The sequence below is a fragment of the Kocuria himachalensis genome (assembly GCF_054784195.1).
Map to the genome: position 1 here is coordinate 29,397 of NZ_BAAGPL010000018.1, position 7,159 is coordinate 36,555.

Annotated in this window: 6 protein-coding genes; 1 reads left to right on the plus strand and 5 read right to left on the minus strand. The window is 71.8% G+C overall.

Annotation, left to right across the window (positions count from 1 at the left end; all coding sequences use genetic code 11):
• From gltX to metG, 5 genes are all read right to left on the minus strand, one after another.
• A partial coding sequence (gltX, locus tag ACYVM4_RS12280) for a glutamate--tRNA ligase (RefSeq protein WP_460668725.1) occupies window positions 1-1,508 on the minus strand: 1,508 nt, incomplete at its 3' end.
• A 110-nt stretch (window positions 1,509-1,618) separates the two neighbouring features.
• Entirely contained in the window at window positions 1,619-2,392 is a 774-nt protein-coding gene (locus ACYVM4_RS12285; RefSeq protein WP_460668726.1) for a fumarylacetoacetate hydrolase family protein, read from the minus strand.
• Between the two features lie 69 nt (window positions 2,393-2,461).
• Window positions 2,462-3,571, minus strand: a complete 1,110-nt coding sequence (locus ACYVM4_RS12290; protein ID WP_460668727.1) for a branched-chain amino acid aminotransferase — start codon at window positions 3,569-3,571, stop codon at window positions 2,462-2,464.
• A gap of 98 nt (window positions 3,572-3,669) precedes the next feature.
• Window positions 3,670-4,746 (minus strand): 3-isopropylmalate dehydrogenase, encoded by a 1,077-nt coding sequence (locus tag ACYVM4_RS12295; protein ID WP_460668728.1) that lies wholly within the window; start codon window positions 4,744-4,746, stop codon window positions 3,670-3,672.
• Between the two features lie 78 nt (window positions 4,747-4,824).
• Window positions 4,825-6,387 carry a methionine--tRNA ligase gene (gene metG, locus ACYVM4_RS12300; RefSeq protein ID WP_460668729.1) on the minus strand — a complete coding sequence of 521 codons (1,563 nt, stop codon included), beginning with the start codon at window positions 6,385-6,387 and terminating at the stop codon, window positions 4,825-4,827.
• Between the two features lie 95 nt (window positions 6,388-6,482).
• Between metG and ACYVM4_RS12305 the strand changes: the two genes are divergently transcribed.
• On the plus strand, window positions 6,483-7,151 hold the full coding sequence (locus ACYVM4_RS12305; protein ID WP_368822234.1) for an AIM24 family protein: 669 nt from the start codon (window positions 6,483-6,485) through the stop codon (window positions 7,149-7,151).
• The last annotated feature ends 8 nt before the right edge of the window (window positions 7,152-7,159 follow it).

A 7,159-nucleotide genomic window follows, 5' to 3' on the forward strand; every position in this document is an offset into this window, starting at 1 on the left:
AGCTGGGCGGCGAGCGCGCGCAGGCGGGTCAGGGAGGAGTCCTTGCCGAGGATCTCGAGGGACTCGAACAGCGGCGGGGAGATCCGCCGGCCGGAGACGGCGGTGCGGACGGGGCCGAAGGCCAGGCGCGGCTTGATGCCCAGCCCGTCCACGATGGCCTCGCGGAGCGCGGTCTCGAGGGCGGCGGCGCTCCAGTCCTGGAGCGGCTCGAGGGCGGCGAGCGCGGCCCGCAGCACGTCGCCGGCGGAGTCCTCGAGCTGCTTGCGGGCGTCGTCGGCGACCTCGATCTCGTCGTCCGCGGCGAAGAGGAAGGACAGCAGCTCGGGGGCCTCGCCGAGCAGGTTCATCCGCTCCTGGACCAGCGGGGCGGCCCGGTCGAGGATGTCCTGCTGGCGCTCGTCCAGGGTCTCCCCCAGCACGCCGCCGGCCTGCAGGTAGGGGACGAGCCGGTCGCGGAAGTCCTCGGGGGCGAGCCTGCGGACGTGGGTGCCGTTGATCGCGGTGGCCTTCTTGAGGTCGAACCGGGCGGGGTTGGCCAGGACGTCGTGGACGTCGAAGTGCTCCACGAGCTGCTCCACGGTGAAGACGTCCTCGTCCGCGGACAGGGACCAGCCCAGCAGCGCCAGGTAGTTGAGCAGCCCCTCGGGGACGAATCCGCTGTCCTTGAGGTGGAAGAGGCTGGACTCGGGGTCGCGCTTGGACAGCTTCTTGTTGCCCTCGCCCATGACGTAGGGCAGGTGGCCGTACTCGGGCACGTACTTCGCGAAGCCGATCTCGACCAGGACGCGGAACAGGGCGATCTGGCGCGGTGTCGAGGAGAGCAGGTCCTCGCCCCGCAGCACGTGGGTGATCTCCATGAGGGCGTCGTCCACGGGGTTGGTGAGCGTGTACAGCGGCTGGCCGTTGGCGCGCACCACCACGTAGTCCGGGATGGAACCGGCCCGGAAGACGATCTCGCCGCGGATCATGTCGTGGACCACGATGTCCTCGTCCGGCATCCGCAGCCGCAGCACGGGCTCCCGGCCCTCGGCCCGGAACGCCGCGATCTGCTCCTCGGTGAGGTCGCGGTCGAAGTTGTCGTAGCCGAGCTTGGGGTCGCGTCCGGCCGCCCGGTGGCGGGCCTCGACCTCCTCCGGGGTGGAGTACGCCTCGTAGACCGCCCCGTGCTCCCGGAGCCGGGTCGCCACGTCCCGGTAGACGTCCAGGCGCTGGGACTGCCGGTAGGGGGCGTGCGGACCGCCGGTCTCGACGCCCTCGTCCCAGTCGATGCCCAGCCACGCCAGCGCCTCGAGCAGCTGCTGGTAGCTCTCCTCCGAGTCGCGCTGGGTGTCGGTGTCCTCGACGCGGAAGACCATGGTGCCGCCGGTGTGCCGGGCGTGGGCCCAGTTGAACAGCGCGGTGCGGATCAGCCCCACGTGCGGGGTGCCCGTCGGGGACGGGCAGAAGCGCACGCGCACGGGCGAGGCGGTGGTCGAGGCGGTGGCCGGGGTGGCGGGCGTGTCGGTCATGGCTCTTTCGTGGTTCGGTCGGGGCCGGGTGGGGTCGTGCGGTGGGGCGGGCGCCCCGGGGCTCGTGCCGGTCGGCGTCGCGGATCAGTGTCGCGGGTCGGCGGCGAGGATCAGCGGCGCAGGACGGTCGGCAGGACGCCGATGCCCTCGACCTCCACCTCGATCCGGTCGCCCTCGTCGACGATGCCGACGCCGGCGGGCGTGCCCGTGAGGATGACGTCGCCGGGCAGGAGCGTGAACGCCTGGGAGACGTAGGAGACGAGGAACGGGACGTCGAAGACCATGTCCCGGGTGTTGCCGTCCTGCTTGGTCTCTCCGTTGACGCGGCTGCGCACGGCGAGGGCGGAGGTGTCGAGGTCCGTCTCGATCCAGGGCCCGAGCGGGCAGGCCCCGTCGAAGCCCTTGGCGCGCGCCCACTGGCCGTCGGTCTTCTGCACGTCGCGGCCGGTGAGATCGTTGGCGGCGGTGTAGCCGAAGACCACCTCGGGCACGCGCTCCACGGGGACGTCCTTGCACATCCGCCCGATGACGACGGCGAGCTCGGCCTCGTAGGAGACCTGCTCGGTCCACGGGGGCAGGGTCACGGGGTCCCCGGGACCGGCGACGGACGTGTTGGGCTTGAAGAACAGCATCGGGGAGGTGGGCAGCTCGTTGCCCAGCTCCGCGGCGTGGTCGGCGTAGTTGCGGCCGACGCACACGATCTTGGAGCGCGGGATCACGGGGGCCAGGAGGCGGACGTCGGCGATGTCGTGGCGCTGCTGGGTGGGGTTGATCCCGGTGTAGAAGGGGTCGCCCGCGAGGACGGTGACCGTCTCCCCGCCGGCGGCGCCCTGCACCGCGCCGAAGTGGATCTCGTTGTCGACCGTGAACCTGGCAATTCGCATGGGACCAGGCTATCCCACGGCCTGCGGCCGGCCGCGCGGCCCCCGGCGGCGCCACCGGGGGCCGCCGGCTCAGACCAGGCGGGTCAGCCAGCCGTGCGGGTCCTCCGCGCGGCCCGTCTGGATCTCCAGGAGCTGCTTGCGGATGTCCATGGTGACCTCGCCGGGCCGGGCCCCCTCGTCGCCGATGGTCTCCTCGGCGGAGACGAGCCGGCCGATGGGGGTGATGACGGCGGCGGTGCCGCACGCGAACGCCTCGGTGATGGTCCCGGCCTGCCAGCCCTCGCGCCACTCGTCGAGGGTGAAGCGGCGCTCCTCGACGTCCATCCCACGGTCCTTCGCGAGCTGGATGATCGAGCGGCGGGTGACGCCCTCGAGGATCGTGCCGGTGAGCTCGGGGGTCACCAGGCGGCCGTCCTCGTAGACGAAGAACACGTTCATGCCGCCCAGCTCCTCGACGGCGTCCCCGCGGTCGCGGTCCAGGAACATCACCTGCTGGCACCCGTGGGCGTCGCCCTCCATCTGGGCGATCAGAGAGGCGGCGTAGTTGCCGCCGCACTTGGCCGCCCCCGTGCCGCCGCGGCCGGCCCGGGCGTAGTCGCGGGAGAGCCAGATGTCCACGGGCTTCACCGGGCCGCCGAAGTAGTTGCCGGCCGGGGAGGCGATGACCGAGTACAGCACCTGCCGGGACGGGCGCACGCCGAGGAACGCCTCCGTGGCGATCATGAACGGGCGCAGGTACAGGGACTCGCCGTCCCCGTCGGGCACCCACTGCTCGTCCACCGACACGAGTTCCCTCAGCGAGTCCAGGAACAGCTGCTCGGGCAGCTCCGGCAGCGCCAGCCGGCGGGCCGACCGGTTGAGCCGGGCGGCGTTGGCATCGGCCCGGAACGTCCACACGGAGCCGTCCGCGTGCCGGTAGGCCTTGAGCCCCTCGAAGATCTCCTGGCCGTAGTGCAGCACGGCCGCGGCCGGGTCCAGCACCAGCGGCCCGTACGGCTCGATCCGGGGGTCGCTCCAGCGGCCCGTCCCCTTCTCGACGTCCCCGAACCAGTCGATCTTCACCATGTGGTCGGTGAAGTTCGTGCCGAAGCCCGGATCGGCGAGGACCGCCGCGCGGACCTCGTCCGGGACCGGGTCCTGGCTGAGGTGGTGGGCGAAGGTGGTGGGCTGTGTGGTCACTGCGTCTCCCTGCGAGGTCGACCCCGTGGCGACCGGCACGCGGGGCTCAGCTGTTGGTTCCGTGCTCCAGCCTATCCCCGGAGCACGCCCGGATCGGCTCAGGCCAGGGCGGCGAGCACGCCGTCGCCCACCTGGGCGGTGGTGCGGGGCTCGTTGCCGTGCGCGGCGAGGTCCTGCTGCACGGCCGCCTCGATCCGGGCGGCCGGCCCGGAGTGGCCGAGGTGCTCCAGCATCATGGCGGTCGCGAGGATCGCCGCCACGGGGTTCGCCTTTTGCTGCCCCGCGATGTCCGGCGCGGAGCCGTGGACGGGCTCGAACATCGACGGCGCGGTGCGGTCCGCGTTGATGTTGCCGGCCGGGGCCAGGCCGATGCCGCCCGTCACCGCCCCGGCGAGGTCGGTGAGGATGTCCCCGAACAGGTTGTCCGTGACGATGACGTCGAAGCGTGCAGGGTCGGTCGTGAGGAAGATCGTGGCCGCGTCCACGTGCAGGTAGTCGACGGTGACGTCGGGGAACTCGGCGCCGACCTCCTCGACGAGGCGCGCGTAGAGGCGGCCGGCGTTGACGAGGACGTTGTGCTTGTGGACCAGGGTCAGCTTCTTGCGCTCCCGTCCTGCGGCGAGCTGGAAGGCGTAGCGCACGAGGCGGCGCACGCCGTAGGCGGTGTTGAGCGAGACCTCCGTGGCGATCTCGGCGTCGGTGCCGCCGCGCAGGACGCCGCCGTTGCCGGCGTAGGGGCCCTCGGTGCCCTCGCGCACCACCACGAAGTCGATGTCCCCGGGGGTGGAGAGCGGGCTGGTGGTGCCGGGGAAGAGCTTGGACGGGCGGAGGTTGACGAAGTGGTCGAGGCTGAAGCGCATCTTCAGCAGCACGTCGCGCTCGATGATCCCGGACGGGACCCTCCGGTCCCCCGGGGCGGCGCCGACGGCGCCGAACAGGATGGCGTCGTGGGCCCGCAGCTCGTCCAGCGTCCGGTCCGTGAGGGTCTCCCCCGTGTCCAGCCAGTGCTGCGCGCCGAGGCCGAACTCCTTCTTCGCCACCGTGACGCCGGCGGCGGCGGTCACCGCGTCGAGGACCCTCACCGCCTCGGTCACGACCTCGGGGCCGATGCCGTCCCCGGGGACGAGGGCGATCTTCAGGTGGGCGGGGGCTGCTGCGGAGGTCGGCTGGGTCATGGGCCCAGGATAGGAGCAGCTCCGCCCGTCCGACCACGGTGTGGACGGACGTCTCGCATGGTGGACAGGGGCCGCTGCTCAGGCCTGGAGCGCCGCGGGCTCCTCGTAGCGCGGGAACACCGGCGCGGGCGGGGGCAGCTCGGTCCCGGCCGCGAGGGGCGTGTCCAGGGCGGTGAACAGGCGGGCACCGCCCTCGGCCTGGCCGAGCACGTCGAGCAGCCGGGCGGCGGCGTCCGGCACCACCGGCTGGACGAGGATGCCGACCACGCGCACCACCTCGAGCGTCACCCAGAGCACCGTGGCCATCCGCTCGGCGTCGGTCTTGCGCAGCTTCCAGGGCTCCATGGCGGTGAAGTACCGGTTGGCCTCGGCGACCACCCGCCAGATCCGCTCGAGCGCCCGGTGGAACTGCTGCTCGTCGAACTCCGCGCGCACCGGCTCGTAGAGCCCGGCGGCGGCGGCGAGCATGGCGCGGTCCTCGGCGGTGAGCTCGCCCGGCACGGGGACCCGGCCCTCGCAGTTCTTCGCGACCATCGACAGCGAGCGCTGCGCGAGGTTGCCGAGGTCGTTGGCGAGGTCGGAGTTGATGCGGTTCTTGATCCCGTCGTGCGAGTAGCTGCCGTCCTGGCCGAACGGCACCTCGCGCAGCAGGAAGAAGCGCAGCGGGTCCAGGCCGTACTCGGCCACGAGGGCGTGGGGGTCGATGACGTTGCCCACGGACTTGGACATCTTCTCGCCCTGGTTGAACAGGAAGCCGTGCGCGATGACCCGCTTGGGCAGGGGCAGCCCAGCGGAGAGCAGGAACGCCGGCCAGTACACGGCGTGGAAGCGGGCGATGTCCTTGCCGATCACGTGCGCGTCGGCCGGCCAGTACCGCCGGAAGGTCTCGGAGTCGGTGTCCGGGAAGCCCACGCCGGTGAGGTAGTTGGTGAGGGCGTCCACCCACACGTACATCACGTGGTCCGGGTTGCCGGGCACGGGCACGCCCCAGTCGAAGGTGGTGCGGGAGATCGAGAGGTCCTCCAGGCCCGAGCGCACGAACGAGGCGACCTCGTTGCGGCGGGTCTCGGGGTGGACGAAGCCCTCCTGCTGGTAGAGGGCCAGCAGCCGGTCCTGGTAGGCGGAGAGGCGGAAGAAGTAGGACTCCTCCTCGGTCCAGGTGACCTCCGTGCCGGTGCCCGTCGAGCACCGCACGCCGTCCTCGCGGAGCTCGGTCTCCTCCTCGCCGTAGAACGCCTCGTCGCGCACGGAGTACCAGCCGGCGTACTTGCCGAGGTAGATGTCGCCAGCCTCCTCCATCCGGCGCCAGATGGCCGCCGACGCCGCGTAGTGGTCGGCGTCCGTGGTGCGGATGAAGCGGTCGTAGGAGATGTTCAGGGCGTCGTCCATCTCGCGGAAGCGCGCCGAGTTGCGGTCCGCGAGCTCCCGCGCCGTGAGGCCCTCCTTCTCCGCGGTCTGCTGCATCTTCTGGCCGTGCTCGTCGGTGCCGGTCAGGAAGCGGACGTCGTAGCCGTCCAGCCGCTTGAACCGGGCCATGACGTCGGTCGCGATGACCTCGTAGGCGTGCCCGATGTGCGGGGTGCCGTTGGGGTACGCGATGGCCGTGGTGATGTAGTACGGGGTGCGGTGGGAGGAAGTCACGGCCTCCACTCTACCGACCGCCGGGATGCTGCGGTTCCCGGCCTGTGGGTGCCACGATGGGCAGGACAGCAGGCAGCGACCCCCAGGAGGACACCGTGCGCAGCGAGCTCTTCGCCCAGGACAACTTCGAACGCCAGAGCCAGGAGCGCTGGACCCTCCAGTCCCCCCGGATGCTGCGGGTGGGCCTGGGCCCGGACGTGGTCGCCACGAAGGGGGCGATGGTCGCCTACCAGGGACGGATGGGCTTCCGCCACGAGGGCGCAGGCTCCATCGGCAAGCTCATGAAGAAGGTGCTCAGCAGCGAGGACGCTCCCATGATGCGCGTCTCGGGCGAGGGCGAGGTGTTCTTCGCCCGGCAGGCGCGGGACGTGTTCACCGTGCTGCTGGAGGGCGAGGGGGTGACGGTCAGCAGCTCGGCCCTGCTGGCCTTCGACGACTCCCTGTCCTGGGACATCCGCCGCGTGGGCGGGGCCGGGCTGATGGCGGGCGGGCTGTTCAACCTCGAGCTCTCCGGGCACGGCATGCTGGCCCTGTGCTCGGACGGGGCGCCGATGATCCTCGACTGCGCGAGCCAGCCCACGTACGTCGACCCGCAGGCGGCCGTCGCGTGGTCGTCCAACCTCGTGCCGGGGATCCAGAACGACCTGTCGATGGGCTCGCTGCTGCGCGGCGGCTCCGGCGAGTCGTTCCAGCTGGCCTTCTCGGGCCCCGGCTTCGTCGTCGTCCAGCCCTCCGAGGGCATCCCCGTCGTGCGGCAGGGCTGAGGTCCTGC